General features: G+C 43.3%; 18 protein-coding genes, 5 tRNA genes and 1 pseudogene. 11 read left to right on the plus strand and 13 right to left on the minus strand.

What is annotated here, in order from left to right; translation table 11 throughout:
- The first annotated feature begins 1 nt into the window (after nucleotide 1).
- The 5 genes from ACESTK_RS01960 (at nucleotide 2) to ACESTK_RS01980 (ending at nucleotide 508) form a co-directional block, all read left to right on the plus strand.
- Nucleotides 2–77, plus strand: a tRNA-Tyr gene (locus ACESTK_RS01960).
- A 41-nt stretch (nucleotides 78–118) separates the two neighbouring features.
- A tRNA-Thr gene (locus ACESTK_RS01965) sits at nucleotides 119–191 on the plus strand.
- A gap of 21 nt (nucleotides 192–212) precedes the next feature.
- A tRNA-Met gene (locus ACESTK_RS01970) sits at nucleotides 213–286 on the plus strand.
- A gap of 5 nt (nucleotides 287–291) precedes the next feature.
- A tRNA-Phe gene (locus ACESTK_RS01975) sits at nucleotides 292–364 on the plus strand.
- A 71-nt stretch (nucleotides 365–435) separates the two neighbouring features.
- A tRNA-Lys gene (locus ACESTK_RS01980) sits at nucleotides 436–508 on the plus strand.
- Between the two features lie 331 nt (nucleotides 509–839).
- On the opposite strand, the gene yedF is transcribed toward ACESTK_RS01980, so the two are convergent.
- From yedF to ACESTK_RS02000, 4 genes and pseudogenes are all read right to left on the minus strand, one after another.
- The gene (yedF, locus tag ACESTK_RS01985; protein WP_118583174.1) at nucleotides 840–1,466 is read right to left on the minus strand and encodes a sulfurtransferase-like selenium metabolism protein YedF; all 627 of its coding nucleotides are present in this window, start codon (nucleotides 1,464–1,466) and stop codon (nucleotides 840–842) included.
- Between the two features lie 75 nt (nucleotides 1,467–1,541).
- Nucleotides 1,542–1,751 (minus strand): annotated as a pseudogene (locus tag ACESTK_RS01990) (DUF6783 domain-containing protein).
- A 46-nt stretch (nucleotides 1,752–1,797) separates the two neighbouring features.
- Nucleotides 1,798–2,034 (minus strand): DUF3343 domain-containing protein, encoded by a 237-nt coding sequence (locus ACESTK_RS01995; RefSeq protein ID WP_118583176.1) that lies wholly within the window; start codon nucleotides 2,032–2,034, stop codon nucleotides 1,798–1,800.
- A 73-nt stretch (nucleotides 2,035–2,107) separates the two neighbouring features.
- Nucleotides 2,108–4,051, minus strand: coding sequence for a serine hydrolase domain-containing protein (locus ACESTK_RS02000; RefSeq protein WP_373118379.1), 1,944 nt, complete (start codon nucleotides 4,049–4,051; stop codon nucleotides 2,108–2,110).
- 441 nt (nucleotides 4,052–4,492) lie between these two features.
- On the opposite strand from ACESTK_RS02000, the gene ACESTK_RS02005 reads away from it, so the two are divergent.
- The gene (locus ACESTK_RS02005; RefSeq protein ID WP_118583182.1) at nucleotides 4,493–4,918 is read left to right on the plus strand and encodes a hypothetical protein; all 426 of its coding nucleotides are present in this window, start codon (nucleotides 4,493–4,495) and stop codon (nucleotides 4,916–4,918) included.
- Nucleotides 4,919–5,119: 201 nt separating this feature from the next.
- Here the strand turns inward: ACESTK_RS02005 and ACESTK_RS02010 are convergent, their stop codons facing one another.
- Nucleotides 5,120–6,310: a metallophosphoesterase gene (locus ACESTK_RS02010; protein ID WP_195391718.1), complete on the minus strand. Its 1,191-nt coding sequence runs from the start codon at nucleotides 6,308–6,310 to the stop codon at nucleotides 5,120–5,122.
- A 239-nt stretch (nucleotides 6,311–6,549) separates the two neighbouring features.
- Between ACESTK_RS02010 and ACESTK_RS02015 the strand changes: the two genes are divergently transcribed.
- A complete protein-coding gene (locus ACESTK_RS02015) occupies nucleotides 6,550–7,515 on the plus strand; it encodes a SpoIID/LytB domain-containing protein (RefSeq protein WP_373118382.1) in 966 nt (321 codons plus the stop codon).
- 207 nt (nucleotides 7,516–7,722) lie between these two features.
- The gene (locus tag ACESTK_RS02020; protein WP_118583187.1) at nucleotides 7,723–8,385 is read left to right on the plus strand and encodes a hemolysin III family protein; all 663 of its coding nucleotides are present in this window, start codon (nucleotides 7,723–7,725) and stop codon (nucleotides 8,383–8,385) included.
- A gap of 74 nt (nucleotides 8,386–8,459) precedes the next feature.
- On the opposite strand, the gene ACESTK_RS02025 is transcribed toward ACESTK_RS02020, so the two are convergent.
- Complete coding sequence (locus ACESTK_RS02025) at nucleotides 8,460–8,702, minus strand: GIY-YIG nuclease family protein (protein WP_148463437.1); 243 nt, start codon at nucleotides 8,700–8,702, stop codon at nucleotides 8,460–8,462.
- Between the two features lie 535 nt (nucleotides 8,703–9,237).
- Nucleotides 9,238–10,095, minus strand: a complete 858-nt coding sequence (locus tag ACESTK_RS02030; RefSeq protein ID WP_173717489.1) for a M23 family metallopeptidase — start codon at nucleotides 10,093–10,095, stop codon at nucleotides 9,238–9,240.
- A gap of 293 nt (nucleotides 10,096–10,388) precedes the next feature.
- Here ACESTK_RS02030 and ACESTK_RS02035 point away from each other — a divergent pair, with 293 nt between their 5' ends.
- On the plus strand, nucleotides 10,389–10,796 hold the full coding sequence (locus tag ACESTK_RS02035; protein WP_226837975.1) for a hypothetical protein: 408 nt from the start codon (nucleotides 10,389–10,391) through the stop codon (nucleotides 10,794–10,796).
- A gap of 153 nt (nucleotides 10,797–10,949) precedes the next feature.
- On the opposite strand, the gene spoVT is transcribed toward ACESTK_RS02035, so the two are convergent.
- A complete protein-coding gene (gene spoVT, locus ACESTK_RS02040; RefSeq protein ID WP_173717488.1) occupies nucleotides 10,950–11,498 on the minus strand; it encodes a stage V sporulation protein T in 549 nt (182 codons plus the stop codon).
- Between the two features lie 432 nt (nucleotides 11,499–11,930).
- Here spoVT and ACESTK_RS02045 point away from each other — a divergent pair, with 432 nt between their 5' ends.
- Nucleotides 11,931–13,355, plus strand: a complete 1,425-nt coding sequence (locus tag ACESTK_RS02045; RefSeq protein WP_373118387.1) for a GGDEF domain-containing protein — start codon at nucleotides 11,931–11,933, stop codon at nucleotides 13,353–13,355.
- 124 nt (nucleotides 13,356–13,479) lie between these two features.
- On the opposite strand, the gene ACESTK_RS02050 is transcribed toward ACESTK_RS02045, so the two are convergent.
- From ACESTK_RS02050 to ACESTK_RS02060, 3 genes are all read right to left on the minus strand, one after another.
- Complete coding sequence (locus ACESTK_RS02050) at nucleotides 13,480–14,028, minus strand: transcription repressor NadR (protein ID WP_173717472.1); 549 nt, start codon at nucleotides 14,026–14,028, stop codon at nucleotides 13,480–13,482.
- A gap of 151 nt (nucleotides 14,029–14,179) precedes the next feature.
- Nucleotides 14,180–15,037, minus strand: a complete 858-nt coding sequence (nadC, locus tag ACESTK_RS02055; protein ID WP_373118390.1) for a carboxylating nicotinate-nucleotide diphosphorylase — start codon at nucleotides 15,035–15,037, stop codon at nucleotides 14,180–14,182.
- Complete coding sequence (locus ACESTK_RS02060; protein WP_373118393.1) at nucleotides 15,030–16,418, minus strand: L-aspartate oxidase; 1,389 nt, start codon at nucleotides 16,416–16,418, stop codon at nucleotides 15,030–15,032. Before ACESTK_RS02060 ends, nadC begins: the two co-directional genes overlap by 8 nt.
- A gap of 354 nt (nucleotides 16,419–16,772) precedes the next feature.
- Here ACESTK_RS02060 and nadA point away from each other — a divergent pair, with 354 nt between their 5' ends.
- Nucleotides 16,773–17,693 carry a quinolinate synthase NadA gene (gene nadA / locus ACESTK_RS02065; RefSeq protein ID WP_202031493.1) on the plus strand — a complete coding sequence of 307 codons (921 nt, stop codon included), beginning with the start codon at nucleotides 16,773–16,775 and terminating at the stop codon, nucleotides 17,691–17,693.
- Between the two features lie 116 nt (nucleotides 17,694–17,809).
- On the opposite strand, the gene ACESTK_RS02070 is transcribed toward nadA, so the two are convergent.
- Both ACESTK_RS02070 and ACESTK_RS02075 read right to left on the minus strand, forming a co-directional pair.
- Entirely contained in the window at nucleotides 17,810–19,111 is a 1,302-nt protein-coding gene (locus ACESTK_RS02070) for a sensor histidine kinase (RefSeq protein WP_195698866.1), read from the minus strand.
- 12 nt (nucleotides 19,112–19,123) lie between these two features.
- Nucleotides 19,124–19,864: a LytTR family DNA-binding domain-containing protein gene (locus ACESTK_RS02075; RefSeq protein WP_118583205.1), complete on the minus strand. Its 741-nt coding sequence runs from the start codon at nucleotides 19,862–19,864 to the stop codon at nucleotides 19,124–19,126.
- Nucleotides 19,865–20,114 lie beyond the last annotated feature (250 nt).

The raw sequence follows: 20,114 nt of genomic DNA on the forward strand, positions 1-20,114 counted from the left end.
GATTCCCGAGTGGCCAAAGGGGACAGACTGTAAATCTGCTGGCGATGCCTTCGAAGGTTCGAATCCTTCTCCATCCATTTGATGAATATAATTCATCTGTTGTAGCCAGTGGTTACGTGCCGATGTGGCTCAATTGGCAGAGCAGCTGATTTGTAATCAGCAGGTTATCGGTTCGAGTCCGATCATCGGCTTTTGGTTTTAAAAGAATATATCGCGGGATGGAGCAGTCTGGAAGCTCGTCGGGCTCATAACCCGAAGGTCATAGGTTCAAATCCTATTCCCGCTACTTATGCCCAGATAGCTCAGTTGGTAGAGCAGAGGACTGAAAATCCTCGTGTCGCTGGTTCGATTCCGGCTCTGGGCATTTTAAATGCCGAAGGTTGTTTAGAAAAAAACTTGGCGTTTAAGATGTGAAATATATGACAAATTTAATATGGAGCATTAGCTCAGTTGGTAGAGCACTTGACTTTTAATCAAGTTGTCCGGGGTTCGAATCCCCGATGCTTCACTTCAAGAAATGCCGGAAATCCTTTGTTTATGAGGGTTTCCGGTCTTTTTATATTTTCTTATAATTCTCAAACACGCTCTAATTAATCCCAAGCATATGTCCCATTTGTATCCCATTGAAAATAAGATGTCTCAGATATGTCTCATATAATAGTAAAAATCCACGCTTTAATTTTGAAATTTTCTTAAGGCCAAAAATTTGATTACTGAGAAAATTAGTGATTTTAAAGCGTGGATTTTCATTATTTAGAAGTTATTTAGAGAATTATTGGTTTATTGTTCACTGGTAATGTTCTGTAAGGTATTTTTGTGAACGGAGTAAACAGTAATTATTATGGGCGCACGATAGTTCCTGCGCTTTCCATAATTTCTACAATTTCGTACATATTAGTAACGCCACCAACTGCCAGTTTTTCTTTTAAACCATAGAAATCAAGGCAGGTACCGCAGGTGAGAATCTTTACACCCTCGGCTTCCAAAGATTTCAGATCTTCCAGGGAATCGGAGTCTTCGCAGGTAAGGGATGCTCCGGAGTTGTAGCACAGAATGATCTCTGGGAGCTGATCCTGTTTGGTGAGAGCGAAAATGAAGGATTTCATAAGAATCTTTCCAAGCTGTTCTTCACCATTTCCCATGGTATTGGCGGAAAGGACGGCTACAAGACCATGTTTTTTGGAATCCGGGGTGCAGGCGGGAACGGCAGATTCAGCTGCTGGTGTTGAGGTTGTGCTGTTTTCCGGAATCTGGAAGGTTACGGTGAAATCTTTCTCTGTTTTTTTCTCAGAAGAGACTGTAAAGCCTTTGCTGTTGCCAAATTTGGTAAGGTTCTGGACGGCAATTTCATTGTCAACGAGAATGATAAGGGTGCCGCCATTTGTCATTTCTTCGGATTCTTTCTTTGCGTTTACAACTGGGAGTGGGCAGGCCATTCCTCTTGCATCAAATGTTTTGGTTTCCATGTGTAATTCCTCCTACTATCTATATTGTATTTTTTGAATTGATATTTTTTAACAGACTCTATAATACAGCATATATTAAGTAATGGATACTCTGACACAGTAAATTTTTAATATATTGCGTGAGTAATGCTGAAAATTAATTTGTACTGCATTAGAGCCTGTTTGAAAAATCATTCCCGCAATCTGCACATCCCACTTTGCGGTATATTTCGCCCGAATTCAGTTGCCGTAGCCCGCTACGGCGCCCTCATCCGGGCGAAATCTCCCACAAATTGTGACGCACATCTTGCAGAAAGCCTTTTTCAGACACGCTCTAGAGCCTGTTTAATAATTAAATTATACACTCATATATGCCCTCTGGATCCAGGTCTTGCTCCTGAAGTAGTTTCTCAAGGGCAGTGCGGCTTGTGGGGGGCGCACACCAGGAAAGTCCGCAGCTGGCAGAGATACTTCTTGGAACCGGAATCAGTCTTCCTGGAGCACCAGTGGCTTTGCAGGATTTCTCCATGGCGATGGCGTCGGTGGTGCAGCGAAAGGTGATGATTAAGCGTTTTTCCTGGGAAATCATGGGGTACCTCCTGATTGACCGCATATTTGGTCGAAAAAAATTTTATTGCTATTAAAGTGCGATATATGGTGCATTACAAACTTTCTGTAGAATAGGAAGTGGTCGTTATTTCACTGGGTTCTGCTGAAAGTTCTCTGCAATCTGATTCATTTAAGGATGAAACTGATCCCTGTTCCGGAGCCACTTCAGCAGGTGTCACCAGATACCCATGCGAAACCGGTTCAATAGTCTGTTCCATTACCCTGTGAAGGAGCTCCAGGCCGCCTGTTCCCTTGAAGGCTCCATAGAGAAAGTTGTTGGAGATTTCTTCGGTGATGGATTCCAGACCTTCCATGATCATGCCTTTGCCTGGTGTTTCGTACCAGCGGATGAGAATTTCATCTTCAGGCAGGAAGAAAATGTTGATTTTTCTTCGAACACATTCTTCAAGGAAAGTGAAGTCCAGCTTTAGGACGGCGGTTCCGTTTTCATCTGTAGTGAAATCTCCGGAGGCTGCAATCAGATAGCTTTCCTCGTGGAGGGTAAGCCAGGATTCTTTGAATTTTCCAAGTCCGGTCGGGATGCTGTGCCATTCGCCGGATTCCAGAAAGTTTACGGAGAAATTGCCTTTTTCACAGGCGAATGAAATCTTTTGCACACCTTCCGTCATATTATTGTGGAAAATCTGGATAAACAGCGGGAAAAGACCAATGCTCTGTGGAGAAAGTTCAAAAATTTTGCCATCAAGCTGTTGGGTGAACTGGTAAGGATTCGGTTCAGGAAGTCCTTTCACGTAATTCCAGGTATTCGGTCTGGTGTTAGTACTGTGGCGGAGCCCAGATGGATTTTTTTTCCAGCCGCCTTTTCGGAGGGCTGGAAGTGTCTGAGGCGCGTGAGTGCCGTTTTCAAGCTCGGCAGTCAGGCGGTTCAGGAGTGTCTGGGCACATGGGTTTTCAGGCAGAATATCTGCAGGATGAAAGTTGCGCGGAAAATGCTTGCGGATAATGTTCAGCATGACGCAGTTCTGGAAAAGTTCGTTATTTCCGGCGTTTGTGACGACTACCATGTTCATGTCAGGGTAAACGATTACATTCTGACCAAGCATTCCATTGAATTCAAAGCTGCCCGGGCGAGCTTCCATCCACAGCTGGTAGCCATAGCCGAAAGTACCTTCAATGCTTTCCTTATGCTTGGCGGTGGAGACTTCAACCCAGAATTCCGGGATAATCTGTTGACCGTTCCATTTACCTTTTTGTAGATAAAGCTGACCTAATTTTGCCATGTCTTCGGTGCAGAGGAAAAGTCCCCAGCCGCCTTTGGTAATGCCCTTAGGGCAGGTTTCCCAGAAATAGCGGGTGATTCCAAGGGGAGCGAAAAGCCGTGGTTCCAGATACTCGGTAAGTGACTGACCGGTGCGTTCCGTGACGATGGCGGACAGAACGTAGGTATTCAGGCTGTTGTACTGGAAATTTTCCCCGGGGGTGCCGCTGATGGAAGAATTCAGGTAGCTGGTGAGCCAGTCGTTTCCAGAGACGATCCCAGATTCGTTGAAAGTGACGCCGCTGGTCATTGTGAGAAGATTTTCTACAGTGACTTTAGGGCGGAAAATCTTGTTAAAGGTGTTCAGCTTTTTCTGAAAAATGTCGTAAATGTTCTCGTCCAGAGAAAGCTTGCCTTCCTCAACCAGAAGACCAATTGCCATGCCGGTGATGCTTTTGCACATGGAATGGGTCACGTGCCAGATTCGGCTGCGGTAGGGGGCGAAATTAGCCTCGCAGATGACCTTTCCATTTCGGAGAACCATGAAATGGTGCATGTCTGTATAGTGTGAAGTGTCCAGATCCCGCAGCAAGTCGGCCAGCATGTCAGAGGAAATACCCTGGCTCTCCGGCGTGGCGCGGGGAAATGGCTGCTCGTATGGTTTGTCAAATGGAAATTTAGGCTTTTGCGGGAAGAAATCTACCCGGCTGGCTCCGTCCGTTTTTCCCAGAATAATGTTTGTAATCAGTTCTGCAACTGCAATCTGTTCTTTTGCCATAAGGTGCTCCTTTCTTTGGGAAAGCGGTAAAAGTTGTTGTTAGGGTTATTGTAGCAGTGGGGGACAAGTGTGTCAATAAGGGGTGAAATGGGGAAAATTTATAAAAAATGGTTCTATGGGTTGTATTGGCAGACATAAATATTACTAGTACATCGAAAATTAAGTATCTGCTATATTGACGCAGCAGATGAAAAATCAGACAAGTCAATATGGCAGTTACTTAATATTTGATGTACTAGACCCTGCACAATCACGAAAAGTGCGCAGTTCGCTGAGATGTTTTTTCAGGCATATTCTGGCGGCTGTTTGCTGTGAGCTGTCCGTGCAGTCTGCCGGAGGCAGAAAAAGTGCCCGAAATGGTACAAAGTTAATTGCATTAGGAGACAGCAGCGGTGATAAGCTTTTGGATTTTGGACAGGCATGACAAGAAGGAGGGCCTTTATGAGATTATTGAAAAAATATTTCAACCGGGAAAATAAATTCAGTTTGAAAGAACGTTTCAATATGGTGATGACCGTGGTGACTTGCTTTTTCATGGGAGTGATGAGTGAAAATGGACGGGGTATGCAGGGAATAAAGGGACTGATTGATGGAATCGGCGGACTGGCTGTAAGGATGAATGGATGGCTGAGTGTGGTGACTGGCTGGGAGCTGGGCGCGCATGAAGCTTATGAGATATATGAAAAAGGTATAGTGGGAAGATTTTTCCAGGGAAAGATGCTGGAAGGAATAGATGTGGTGAAGCGTGGACAGGCTTTAGTGGAAAGGGCTGGGCTGCGAGGAAGAAGGGGAAATCGGATACGGGATGTTTCACATGAGAAAGGACTGCCTTGCATGGAACGATGGGGGTGCAGAGGCAGTCCGTAGAGGCATAATCGGTTGATTTAATGTAACTATGAAACCTATATTGTCAGGTGGATATGTAATGGTTGGCTCTGTATATAAATACAGTGAAGCATGGTTGGAATGGCTTAAAATCTGAACCGGCAATATTTGAAAAATTAATTGGTAACTGTGAACTATGTTCACGAAAACATCTCGCGGTATAGCATCTGCGGAATAGTTACATTAATTGTTAAAATGAACTGTAATCGGACAGATTTCGCTGTTGGTGCCGACTCTCATGTTCGGACCCCAGATCCCGGCCCCGGAAGTGACAATGTTGTGCATAGTTCCTTTTCGAAGGTAGCCACAGGAATTTTCCCAGAATAGATGGATAATCAGGTTTCCGGGAAAAATCTGGCCGTCATGGGTGTGACCACAAAGGTCAAGGTCAACACCGGCAGCAGCTGTCTTGTCCAATTCTTTTGGCTGATGGTCAATGAAAATAATTGGTTTTCCCTGGTCCAGCGATTCGGTAAGCTGGGACGGAGTGGCTCTGGAGCCTTCTACTTTTTCACAGCGGGAGGCATCCCGGCGGCCGACAATATAAAATTTGTTGTCGATCAGAACAGCTTCATCGTCTAGCAGGTGGATTCCTGCGTCTGTAAGAAATTCTTCCATTCTGGGATCGTTGTAGTTATCTTCTGTTCCGTTGAAGGTGAAACCTGCCAGGATTGGTTCGTTCAGGTCGTGATTGCCCCAGCAGGCGTAAACTCCATATTTGGACTTAATTCCTTTTAAAATTTCTTTTAATTTATCTGGTTTGGAAATGGCGTCATATTCATTATCGAAAATATCACCTGCGATACAGACTACATCTGGATTTTCAGTATTGATCTTTTTCACAATTCGTTTTGCCTGGGCGGTTCCCATGCTGTAGCCGAAATGGGTATCAGCGAGAAGGACTATTTTCAGGGAATCCATGCCGTCAACTGTTTTTTCAACGTTTATCTCATAAGGTGTAGTTTTCACATGGGTTACATGAAGGATTCCGTAAACACTGAGGCTGATGATCAGTATGGTGCAGATCAGGCCTGTGATGACGAAAGTGCTGCGGTGCCCGATAAACGGGGCATGGAATATGTATTTCAGTATCAGACGGCCAAAATCAACGACAGCGATTACCAGCAGAATATAGATGAAAGTTCCGAGAAAATAGTTACCTGTATGCTTGAGAATACGGTGCAGGTTGGCCGGCTTTTTGATGAGAAAGCCGGTGAGCAGGGCTGTTGCTAATATTATGTAAACTCCTATAAAGGAAGCGCGAAATGCCATTGTCTGAAAAAGTCTGTGACAGGCGCCCATCCATCGTATCATCCAACGGACAACGTATGCATTGATCAGGATGTATAGGGGTGCGAGAAAGAGTGCGGCCATGAAAAACCTCCGTTATATTTACTTTGAAAATTAGCAGTTACACGCTTTGTTACCGTGTCTGCGCAACAATGGGTACAGTATACTACGGTTAATAAGTTTTTGCAATTGTGCATATAATAAGGAGAAATGAGATAGACAGGAGAGCTGTTGCTTATGCGGGCAAAGCGAGAAAGATTCCTGAAACCTGGAACATCAGGTATGTCAATTATTTTTAAGCAATGGCAAAGGGCAGGAAATATATGAGAAAATGGTTTCGGAGCTTTTATTCTTCAGGGCTGTTTATTCCATTCATTTTATTACTACCGTATATGTGTACAATTGCCTTGAATGGGGCTGATAAAGCACTTTTACTGCATTCTCCGGGGGTGGAGGATATGGTTCCGCTGATGTTGATGGTACAGATGAAAGGGGATTATGCGGAGGAAGCGGTGAAAGCTCAGGCGGTGATTGCAAGGTCGGAGGTGTACAGGCGGCTGGAGGAGGGGGAAAGTGAAGGAGAAATTCTGGATGAAGTAAGTGAAAGTATCGCAGGGAAAAACAGGGAAAGAAGAGTTGAGCAAATGACAGCTGCGACAGAAGATGAAGAGGTGTTATCTTTCCGAATAGCAGAATTAAATAGTGGCAGGAGTTTTGTTGTTGGGTATGGAGGTGTCTGGAAATTACCGAGTGCGGTGGATAAGCTGCAGCAGTATGGAGCAGCGGCAGAGGCAACAGTCGGGCAGGTTCTTACATATAATGGAAAGCTGAAATTAGTTCCCTATCATGAGATCAGCAGCGGTAAAACCAGGGATGGGAAAGAGGTTTTTCACAGTGCAGATTATGGCTATCTGAAATCAGTGGAAAGTAGTCAGGACAGGGAGGCACCAGATTATGTAAACAGTACATATGTGCCTGCCAGTCAGCTTCCTGCGAAGCTGGTGGTCAAAAAGCGAGATAGTGCCGGTTATGTGACTGCGCTGACAACTGATGGAAACTGGCTTGAGGGTGAGACTTTTCGCCAGGGCATGCATCTGGCTTCCGCAGATTTTTCAGTGCAGAAAGTAGGAAAAATGGTGCGCTTTTTATGCAAAGGAAAAGGACATGGAATTGGATTTTCCCAGTATGGGGGGAATGAGATGGCGAAGAAAGGGAGTAGCTGGGAGGAGATATTGGAGACATATTTTCCGGAGATGGAGGTTGAGGCAGTGATGGAGATGGAGAGGTGAAAAATGTTGCTGAAAATCGAAAAATTACTTTTATTATAAAAGTTTTATAAAACCCCTTGAATTTTTCAAAAAAAGTGTTATAGTATAACACATACTTGATGACGTAGTAATTAAAACTACATGATGAAGTTTGCAAAAACATTGCAGATCAGGGATCAAACTGATTGCTTGCAAAGTTGCTTTGGAAAAGTTCTAGGAGGTGCTATCATGAAATTTAAATTAAAAGATCCGGGAAGTGCGATTACACATGGGATTGCTTTTCTTCTGGCAGCAGTGGGAGCAGCGCCTTTATTGATTCGCTCGTCAGAGTGGAGCGATCATATTCATATCGTGGCACTGGGAGTGTTTATTCTTACGATGATGCTGCTTTATGCGGCAAGTACTCTTTATCATTCCGTTGATTCTACGGCGAAGGTGAACCGCAGACTGAAGAAGCTGGATCATATGATGATCTTTGTAATGATCGCTGGAAGCTATACGCCGGTGTGCCTGATTGTTCTTCATAACAAGATTGGATATATACTTTGCGCACTTGTGTGGGCGACAGCAATTCTGGGAATTGTATTTAAGGCATTCTGGGTGACTTGTCCGAAATGGATTTCTTCTGTGCTGTATATTGGAATGGGCTGGTTGTGTGTGCTTGCGTTCATGCCAATTATTCATGCATTGCCTAAGGCTGGATTTGGCTGGCTGCTGGCGGGAGGGATTATTTATACGATTGGCGGTGTGATCTATGCACTGAAGCTTCCCATCTTTAATGCGAAACATAAGAATTTTGGGTCACATGAGATTTTCCACGTATTTATTATGCTGGGAAGCGCGTGTCATTTTATTGTGATGTATTGTTTTGTGGCGAATATGCCGATTTGATGATATGGTAAGGTAAAATATTTTAGACAAGTTTTTTAATAACTTTTAATATTTAGAGGGAACTGTGACCTCCTTTAAAATTCCATCAGGGCTAATTTTTTCGCCCGGGTTAATTGTTTGATTGCATATTCCCGGCTCATGGCTTCTTCTTTGGTGGCGTAGCCTTCGTAGTAGACAAGAGTTACCGGACGTTTGGTTTTGGTGTATTTGGCTCCGTTTTTGCCGCTGTTGTGGGCTTTCAGGCGCTTTTCCAGACAGTTTGTCCATCCGGTGTAAAGAGTACCGTCGGCACACTGGACGATGTAGGTGTAATTCATGGGGCTCCTTTTTGGGGTGTAAGGTGAAAGTTCTTAATGTTTTACTATGAAAGTCCCGGACGGCAGCCAAGAATGAGCCATGCTTGCATGAGCGAATTATTGGATATCGGACGGGCTAGAGCGTATGAGTAAGTAGGGTGATAGCCCGGATTACGAATGCGGTCGGCAGCTGTGGGAGCGCTATAGGCGCGGAACAGCTGACTTTCATATATGGTGATGTCGCCAACAGGCGACATGTCCGTTTAGGAATTAAATAAATATTTATGTAAAGGAGTATCGTCATGCTGTTAACTGGCTGACAATGCTCCTTATTTTTATAAAAAGCAATCGGTAAGCTGGTATATTATTTGCAGTCCAAAAGAATACTATAGCGTGTCAGAATGGCTACCATGGCGGGTTCCGGGCTCTTAGCTGCCTGGAAGGACTGGAAAAAGCAGGTAGGATTTAGGTACCGACTGCGGATTTTCCCACCTGCTTTATTATACGTTGTTTTTTTACTTTTGTGAATGTTGATATTTCATGGACTGAATTTTTTTTACGGCAGATACGTGATCGGGTCGATTGGTTCTCCGTCTTTTTTCATGGCGAAGTACAGGTTACTGCCTTCTTCGCTGTAATAAATGGTAGGAGCTGCGACATAGCCTATGATGGAACCTTTGGTGACGGTATCGCCTTCAGCAACGTCCAGATCAGTAAGCTGACCATAGATTGCCTGGTAGCCGTTTCCAAGCTCCATGGTGACGGTAGTGCCAGTTTGGGCATTATTTTCAATCGAATATACGGTTCCGTTTACTGCGGAAACTACAGGGGCACCTTCCACTGCTTGTACGGAAATCGCAGGGCTCAGTTTATACTGATCCAGAGTTGGGAAGTAAACACTCTGATCCATGCTGTAATCAATGAGAACATGTCCGTTTACCGGCCACTCCATTAATGTATCTTCCGAGAAGTTGATTTCCGGTCCTTTGTGCAGGGAGATCTGGGCGTTTACGCTGGTACTTTCTCCAATGTCAGAGGAGCTGGAAATATCAGCGGTATTGTTAATGTCAGCAGAATTGGTTAAGTCCACGGTATTGTCAAGGCTTGCCATGTCTGTTGCGGATGAATTATCTGATTCGTTTATCAAAGACTCACTGTCTAGGATTCCGGTATCGGAAATTCCGTCCAAATCTGCTTCTACCATGTTAGTACCTGCTTCTGCAAGGGACGAATCATCAGTTGAGTTGGCTCCATCTGCTTTGGCAGTGTCATTTTCCTTGGTGCTTTCCAATGGAAGCACTTCCTGAATATGTTCTGGTTTGTTTGCAACCTGGTAAGCGGTCACTCCGAGAACTGCCATAACTGCAAGGAGAGCGCCGTTGAAAATAAATTTTGCTGTTCTGTTTTTCCTCATATTCTTTTCACCTCTACATACATTCTGTTCACAGCTGTTGTACCTGTCTGTATTTATAGGGTGTCCAGAAAATTGGAGGTTATTCATTAATTCATGAAAATGAGAAAATTTAAATTGGTGGCACTTATATAAGCGGCATGGTATAATAGGGGAAAACATGTGCGGTGCTGTGAAAAATAAATGATGTCGGCAGCTGTGGGAGCGCCATAGGCGCGGAACAGCTGACTTTCATATATGGTGATGTCGCCGACAGGCGACATGTCCGTTAAAAAATAATTTACAGGGGGTAACTTGTGGTGAAGATTACAGAGGAGCTTTTGCAGAAAGCTGATCAGATTCCGAATTTCTCAGATGGCGTTATTATGCCGGATGGGGATTACAGATTGATTGAGGAGAAGGGCCATCTTCAGACCATGATGGCGCTTTTGCCATATCCGGAGAAGGAGATTTGGAAGATGATCCCGGAGAATGATTCGGCACTGTTCTGGATGATCGAGAAGACAGGATGTGTGCTTACAGATTATAATTCAACTGTGGGTATGGTGATGACGCGGTCGCAGAAGGAGGTTTTTGATGCACTGGTTGCCCGTGGGATTATTTCGCCGGAGTATTTTGATATTACCAGGCAGAGGCAGAAGATGCGGGATCAGGGCAAGCAGGGTAGCACTGTATCTGAAGAGAAAACAGAACAGGATTGTTGAGGTATATAAATTCGAAAACTGCTGTACCATTTAATGGACTTTGAAGAGGGGTTAAATGGATACAGCAGTTTTTTAGTTTCTGTTCACTGGCAGATTGCGGGAATAATTTTTCAAACAGGTTCTATCGAGACGTTGACTGCAGCGATAACAAAATTATTGTTCCATCTGCCGTCCAAGAAACCCGGCAGCGGTCTGCGCCAGAAGCTTTTCGCTGGCGCCGGGAATGTCTTTGTCGGTTTTTCCCATGAGGATGACACTGCCGATAGCATCTCCGGCGGCTATGATGGGCTGGATAACCTGGGATGTGGATGGAGCTGGCTGTTCATCCACCACAGGGACTTTGCCACGGTCTTTGGCACTAAGACATTTGGCTTCTCTGTCATTGATAACAGCTTCCAGCTGGCTGCTGATCAATTTTCCAATGAATTCCTTACTTCCCGGACCGGCAGCAGCTACTACCTGGTCGTGGTCGGTGATGCAGGAAAGCATGCCGGTGGAATGGGAGAGGGACTCGGCGTATTCTTTTGCAAAAAGGCTAAGCTCTCCGATTGGGGAGTATTTTTTCAGAATGATTTCACCTTCACGGTCGGTAAAAATTTCAAGTGGGGTACCTTCTTTGATTCGCAGGGTCCGACGGATTTCTTTTGGGATGACCACCCGGCCCAGATCATCTATTCTTCTTACGATTCCTGTGGCTTTCATTTATCTGTTCCTCCTGTACTTTATGATGCAATTGTGGGAAACAATTGACTTTTTTTAAACACACTATAGAGCTTGTTTGTTTTGTGGGTTTCCATATTTTGTAGTGTATGGATAGTATGTGAAAATATGGGGGAATTATGCGCACGAGATGAGGTAATTTTTTGGCTCGTGACAATAAGAAGTTATCATATTCAACAGTTTTTGAAAGGCAATTAGGCGAGTATGACTGGTTTACATAACAAAAAAATCTTATGAGTTGCCGGCCTGGTTGTGAACGCTACTTCTTGTGCTTGTCACAAGAAGGTTCGTCTTTTTGTGCATCGCAAAGCGCATTACTGTGAATGGAGTGAACAGTAACCGAACGGTAATTTCGGAGAAAATTCATGCAAATTATGTATGGTTTACATATGAAAATTATGATAAAATATATTTATGAAGAAAAAAAAGCTTGTTTTTTTAGCGTTTGCAACCATTGCGATTGCATTATTGCTTGAAGCCGGAATTTTAAAGTATGTCAATGACAGTAATACATACAGGATGTCAAAAATACTGCTGGATCGTGTTATCACCGTGCTCAATAAAAATGATGATAGTGAAAATGGACTCATCGAATCGCTAAAGGACGATTATATAGTAAGAGCAAAGGCTGTATCCTATATTATAGATGCAAAACCACAGGTGGAATATGATGTAGAAGAATTGCAGAAAATAGCAGATTTGATATTAGTAGACGAAATTCATCTGTTTGATAAAAACGGATATATCTACAGTGGTACTTTGCCTAAATACTATGGCTTCAGTTTTGACTCCGGAGAGCAGATGGAATATTTTAAGCCTATGCTTACAGATAAAAAGCTTACCATGTGTCAGGATGTTACTCCGAATACCGCTGAAGGAAAGGAACTGATGTATGCCATTACATGGAACGAAGCCGGTACCAGAATGATCCAGATCGGCATCGAACCAAAGCGTCTGCTTAAAGAACTAAAGCAAAACGAAATCTCCGCTGTAGTAAGTGATATGCCTGTTTATAAGGGAATCGAAATTTTCGTGGCAGACTCCCAGACCAAAATTGTAAAAGGTGCTACGGATTCCAGACAGATAGGCGTGAAACTGGAAGGGCTTGTTGTATCATCTGATAAAAAAAGCGGCGAGACAGATGTCCGACTCATAAGGATAGGTGGAAAACGCTGCAAATGTTTACTCAGTCAGTATGATGACTATATTGTAGCTGTAACTATAGACAGTTCCTTTTATCGGCAAGGAAATATTTTTGCGGTTCTCATAGTTGGCGTGTATCTTGTATTGGCTTCCTGCTGTATGTTCTACATGCTTTCAAGAGTTATGAAAGAAAAATATGAAAAAGAAAAACTGCTGTACATATCAAACACAGATGAACTTACAAGATGCTTTAACCGATATGCATACGAAGAAAGGATAAACAACCTTGATCTCCGCGAGGAATGGATATATATTTCCATGGATCTTAATAACCTGAAACATACAAATGATTCTCTTGGACATGCTGCAGGCGATGAACTTATATGTGCAGCGGCCAATTGTATGAGGGAAAGTTTTGGAAAGTATGGAAATGTCTACAGAATCGGAGGAGATGAGTTTGTTGTGATCATCACCGGAAATACAAAGGAATTTCAAAGCATAATAGAAAGCTTTGACCGGCGTGTTGCACAGTGGCATGGGAAACTGGTGGATTCTATGACAATCTCATGGGGATATGTTTTCAGTTCTGAGAAAGAATGGGATAACATCTATGACATTGCCAAAGAAGCAGATGAAAGAATGTATAAGAACAAGGAACGCTATTACCAGGAAAGCAAAATAGTCAGACGAAGGTAACAGATTGCGTTTTCCTTATATTTTCAAATATTCTAAATACAACAGAGTTGATTGAAATTCTTTTGGAATAACAAGAACCAGGATGAGACTTGTGCTCAGCCTGGTTCTTAGATTTTTTCGCTTTTTATTCCTGACCGCCCCAGAAATCCACGGGCTCGTAGTCCTGTAATTTCGCAAGGAACCCCTTCTGCTGAAGTTCTTCCTGAATGGCATCCAGAATTTCTTCGCTTTCGGCGTCGATGGTGTGATAGTGGTAGCCGGAGGTTACATTTTTCAGAAGGCTGGATTTGCCAGTGCTGATTTCCTCCATGTAGGCGCGGATGTCGCGGCGGGATTTGATTCCCATGTCAGCTTTCAGCACGCCGTAGACCTTGTGGTAGACGAATACGTCGCGAATCTGGCCGCCGGCGTCTACGATGGTGCTTAATTCCTCTTCAACCTGATCATCTGTGTGATAAACCTTAAAAACTCTGGAATATTTCCTGTCCTCCTGGAGCAGATAGCCTTTGTTGGTGGAAAAAATGGTAGCTCCGTTGGCACGCAGGAGAGAAATATCCTGGACAATAATCTGGCGGCTTACATTTAATTCCTTAGCTAAGGTACCGCCGGAAACGGGATTATTGCTGGAAGATAGGATATTCAGAAGTTGTTTTCGTCTTTCTTCACCTTTCATTTTTTATCTCCTGTCTGCTGGTTTGTGATGAAAGTTACCTGTTACCGTGTGGAGCCTTTGTCAAACATGTTTTGGGACGTGTTGATGGCGGGAAACAGGTGACTTCCATTCTGATAATTACTGTCGGTGGGGGAGTTCAGCCGAATAGGGCTTACTCCACCGGATGAAGATTCTTCATAGATAAATCCATAATAGGAGCAGAATGTGTAAGTGCTCCGCTTGATACATAATTTACACCCAAACCAGTGAGTCTGGCAATATTTTCTTTTGTTACATTTCCGGAAACTTCAATTTCGGCACGTCCGGCAATGTAGTCGATGGATTCTTTCAGCTGTTCAGTGGTCATATTATCCAGCATGATAATGTCCGCACCAGCTTCTACTGCCTCTTTTACCATATCCAGGTTTTCTACCTCTATTTCAATTTTGCGGACAAAAGGAGCGTAGGCTTTTGCCATGGAGATGGCCTGTTTTACGCCTCCTGCGGCACCGATGTGATTGTCCTTGAGAAGAACGCCGTCGGAAAGATTATAGCGGTGGTTATTGCCGCCGCCTACACGAACGGAATATTTCTCGAAAATACGGTTGTTCGGGGTGGTTTTTCTGGTGTCAAGAAGCTTGATCCCGGTTCCCTCAAGAAGAGCTGCAACCTGGCTGGTGTAGGTGGCGATTCCGCTCATTCTCTGGAGATAGTTGAGGGCGGTTCTTTCTCCGCAAAGGAGCACACGGATATCTCCGTAAATTTTTCCCACAAGCTGTTTATTTTCTACGTGGTCTCCGTCTTTTACATAGAATTCAGTTCTGGTGGATGAATCCAGAAGTGTGAAAACACGCTCAAAAACCTGGAGTCCGCAGATGATTCCATCTTCTTTGCAGATAAGATCTACAACGCCTGGGGTGGAATCTGGCATTACGCTGTTGGTGGATACGTCTTCGCTTGTGATATCTTCTTTTAATGCGCTTAAAATGAACGGATCAACATTTAATCCGAGAGTTACCTGATCATACATATAAAAATTCCTTTCTGCCTTCTGGATTTTGGCCAAGGGTGATGGCCTGTGTGGCAAGATGGTGATAAGTTTTGGCCAGAGTCTGGATGTCCTGGTATGGGGTGAAGTCTACGTGGGAAGCTAAGTAGTCGGCAACTTCTTTGGCAGTTTGCACTGTCGGAGTTTGCGCTGCAGGGGTATGTGTTGCCGGAGTTTGCGTTGCTACAGTTTGCGCTGCCAGGTCATGCTCTGCCATATCATGCGCAGCCCGTCTTGCAAAAACAAGGCTTTCCAGCAGGGAGTTGCTTGCCAGACGGTTTTTGCCGTGAACACCGTTGCAGGCTGCCTCGCCTACTACATAGAGATTTTCCATGGAAGAACGGCTCTGATAATCCACTTTTACGCCGCCCATGAAATAATGCTGTGCCGGAACAACCGGGATACATTCCTTGAAAACATCATAGCCCATTTCCCTGCAGTGTTCAACAATGTTTGGAAAATGGTGGCGAAGAGTTTCTGCCGGGATAGTGCGCAGGTCTTCCCAGACAAAGTCGGTGTCGTCTTTTGCCATCTGTTCGTGAATTTTCTGGGAAAGAAGATCACGGGGCAGCAGCTCGTTTACGAAACGGTTCATGTTTTTGTCGTAAAGTCTGGCACCTTCGCCACGGACAGATTCGGAAATCAGAAAGCTGCGGTCTTCCGGATGTTTGGTGTAGAAGGTGGTAGGGTGGATCTGCACGTAATCCGGGTTCTGCAGTTCAATATTATGCTTACCTGCAATAGCAAGTGCGTCGCCGGTAAGGTGGCGGAAGTTGGTGGAATGTCTGTAAAGTCCACCTACCCCTCCGCTGGCCAGAACGGTATAGGTTGCAGTAACGGTGTCAAGGGAACCATCTGGACGGCGGATCACAGCGCCGTAGCAGTGGTTGTCTTTTTCCAGAATATCAACCAGGGTGGTGTATTCCAGAAGTTCTACATTGGAAAGCTTCTGGACTTCGCGGAGAAGGGTGCTGGTGATCTCTTTTCCGGTTACATCCTCGTGGAAAATAATACGGTTGGTGGAATGGGCGCCTTCTTTGGTGTAGGCAAGACTGCCGTCTTCGTTTCGCTCGAACTGGGCACCGTAAGAAACAAGATCCCTGACAACCTCCGGGGAGGTTTTAATCATGATCTCTACGGATTTTTTGTCATTTTCGTAGTGTCCGGCTTTCATGGTGTCTTCAAAAAAGCTGTCATAGTCGGACTGTTCTTTCAGCATGCACATGCCGCCCTGGGCGAGAAAGGAATCGTTACTGGTAAGGTCGGACTTGGTGATGACGGTGATTTTTTTGTCGCGGGGAAGCTGGAGGGCACAGTAAAGACCGGAGCAGCCGCTTCCTGCGATGAGGATATCTGTTTTCATAATTGATGGTCCTTTTTTCGTGGATAAATTTGGTGTACAGAGAAATTTTGCAAAAGTAATCTGAAGCGCAGGCTTATGAAATTTCTCTGTGAATGATTACAATGGTGCGTGCGGATTCAAATTTTCCGAACGACATGCCCTGTAGTATATCACTAAACTTTACAATTGACAAGATAGCTGTAAACTTTTTTGTTGACAGTGAGGACGGCAGGTAATATAATCCTAAGAAAATGTCCGAAAAGAGTGGAGCTATTAGCAGCCAATGAGGGTAAGAAGATATTTAAGGACACATTCGGGCATACATGGAAAATTAAAGTTCCGGAATAAATGAAAACACAGGAGTGAAAAACGATTATGATGACAACAAGACAGCTGCAGGATGAAATTCTGCGTTTAAAGAAGGAAAAAGATATCTGCATTCTGGCGCATGCATACCAGAGCCATGAGATTCTGGAGGTAGCAGATTACACAGGTGATTCTTATGGACTGAGCCAGCAGGCGGCTAAGGCTCCGCAGAAGAACGTGCTGATGTGTGGTGTAAGATTTATGGCAGAAACAGTAAAAATTCTTTCTCCGGAGAAAAAGGTTTACCTTTCCAATAGCGGCGCAGGATGTCCAATGGCAGAGCAGCTGGATGTGGAGATGCTTTCCGCACTGAAAGAGTCCAATCCGGACTATACAGTTGTAGCTTATATTAATACCACTTCCGAACTGAAAACGATTTGTGATGTGTGTGTAACTTCTTCTTCTGCGTTGAAGATTGTGAACAATATCGACAATGACAAGATCCTGTTTATCCCGGACTGCAACCTTGGCGCATGGGTGGAGAAGCAGGTTCCAGAGAAGACATTTAAGTTTGTTCATGGTGGATGCCCTACTCATCTTAGAATGTCCGTGAGAGATGTGAAAAAAGCAAGAGATGCCCATCCGGAAGCGAAGTTACTGGTTCATCCGGAGTGTCTGCCAGAGGTTTCTGCAATGGCTGATTATATTGGAAGTACTACCGGAATTATGAAATATGCCAAAGAAAGCGATGCCAAAGAATTTATTATCGGTACGGAGAACAGCATTGTTCAGCATCTTCAGTTCGAGTGTCCGGATAAGAAATTCTATCCGTTGTCTAAGGACTGTGTATGTCACAATATGAAACTGACTACATTGATGGATGTTTATAATTGCGTCTGCGGTCAGGGCGGAGAAGAGATCAAGCTGGATGAGAATGTGAGAGTGAAGGCGAAGGCTTGTATTGATACTATGTTGACGCTGGGGGAATAAAGATATTGACATACAGTAGAAGAGATTTTGGTACGAATATCCCAAAATCTCTTCTATAATGTTATGAATTTCTTAATTACTATTCTTTTTTGGTAAAAATAAGTCTGAAAACGTATCTATAATGTCAGCATAATATCTACGACATACAGCCCATTTTCCCAGTGGTTTTGAAAGTAGCCCTGATATTTAGTGACAATGGAGCGGATTACACGCATTCCAATGCCGTGGTTGCCGGAATCTTTTTTTGATGTGATTAGAAGCGGATTGCTTTTTAATACGTCAACTGAGGAACAGTTTTTTATGGAAATATAGAGATACTGGGAATCAGTGTGGATTTGCAGCTGAATGTCGCCATTTTTTTCCTTGCGGCAGGCATCGATGGCATTATCCATAAGATTCATGAGAAGACTGCACAGGTCATTTTCTTCGATGGAAATTTCAGGTGGAAGCTGAACATCTGCCATAAATTTAATATTGGAATCCTTTGCCTCATTTGCTTTTTGAGTCAAAAGATAGTCTACAAATTTGTTCCCGGTATTAAATTCTTCCAGGCGATCATAACGCTGTGAAAGGTTATGCTCTACAAATGTTTCCAGGTCATCATATTTTTTTAGTTGAAGTTCTGCCTGCAAATAAAAAAACAGGTTTTTCATCTCATGCTTATCGCGGCGCAGTTGTTCTACAAGCGCGGCAGAGCGTTCCAGATGTTCCAGTTGAAGTGCCTGTCTTTGATTGAGCATGGAAACCTCCATGAAGTGATCAAAGTTTCGGATCATCAGATAGGAAAGATAATATACAAGTACGATTAAAAAGCACAGCACAAATTCCTGTAAAAGTCCATAAAACGACTGAACCCGGTAACTTCCCCAAATAGAGAAATAAGATAATATCTGAAGTCTGTCTGCTGTATAGATAAGAACTGGTGCGAGAAACATGAAAAACCAGTAGGAATAAGGCTGTACAGATGTACTTTTTAAGGCATGGCGCTTATAGAAAGCAGATACTGCAATGATTGCCAGATAGTATAATAATGCGGAGAAAAAATTAAAACTATATTGGCTTACATAGCTGGAAAGCGTCAGTGAAAAAAGAATACCAATGCAGCCCTTTATGCTGACGAAAGTAAAAAGGCAGGAAACAAAAGTTGTCATAACATTTTTCAAATCGTAGTTCACAAAAAGCAGGGCATATAGCAGGCCACATCCGATTAACATAATGAGATAGAGATTAAATTCATCATAAAACACGTCAAACACATTAAATGGAATGGCAAAAATAATAGTAAACAGAATAATAGAAGCCCATTTGTTTATGTATTTATTTTCTTTAAAACTATAAGCGGAAACTAATGTAACCAGAAGGACGAAAAAAGTGATAACATCTTCCGGCCAGCTGACGATAATGCTTAATATTTCCATAAATAACTCCTCTTAATGCTGCATTTTCAATGAAATAAACTGAGCTCGTGTTTCAGTGATCCGATTTCTGCTTAAAGGAAGAACAGCGCCATTTTCCAATACAATCTGATTTTTTTCAATCCGGGAAATATAGCGGTGATTTACCAGATAGCTTCGATGAGGCTTTATAAATCCCTGATTGTTTAATTTGGTTTCAAAAAGGGAAAGGGTCTGGCGTAAAGAAACAGTTTCCTTGTTAGTGATAACTTTGCAGTGTTTTCCGTTTACTTCAATATATTGAATTTCGTTACAGTGAAAAGAGTAAACGGCAGTGCTTTTTTCTTCCTCTATTGTGATTGCTTTTTCTTCGTTGCGGGTCATTTCATAGATCAGATCACGGGTTAAAGGGGCAAGTTCTTCCAGAAAATGATTTTTGCGGATAAATCGAAACGGTCTCACTTCGAAAGACTGAAACACAAGCTCAGATTTGTTGCTGATAAATACGATCAGGGTTTGCAGACCAAGCTCACGTATTTTTGAGCTTAATTTTATGCCGTTTAATCCAGGCATTTCAATATCCAGAAAAAGAATATCGTAGGTGTTTCCTTTTAGAACAGACTGAAGCAGTGAATTGCCATCTGAAAACTCAGCACAGTCTGTTTGGTAATTGTGCTTTTGAAATGCTTCTATAATGTGAAGCGTCAGGTAATTTCGTATTGCCGCTTCGTCCTCTGCAATTGCAAAACGGACGGATTTGTTGATTACAGAATTCATAAGACCTCCCCATATTTATAAAACGCATTGCGTATTTGAAAAAGTTTCAAATCTTATATTCAGTATAGCACAATCCATTTCCGAACGTCATTGGAATATCTACATTTCAAGCCCTATTTTTACATTTCATGCCCCGTCCGAAACATCTGGAACCCCTATTTGACAATTGGTGCCACACTACTTCCTTTTTGAAAAAAAGTCTGTTATCTTCTCCTATACCAAAAGACATTGGGAAATGCAAAGAAAGAGA

The sequence above is a fragment of the Ruminococcus sp. Marseille-P328 genome (assembly GCF_964249465.1).
GTDB classification, from domain to species: Bacteria; Bacillota; Clostridia; order Lachnospirales; family Lachnospiraceae; genus Blautia_A; species Blautia_A faecis.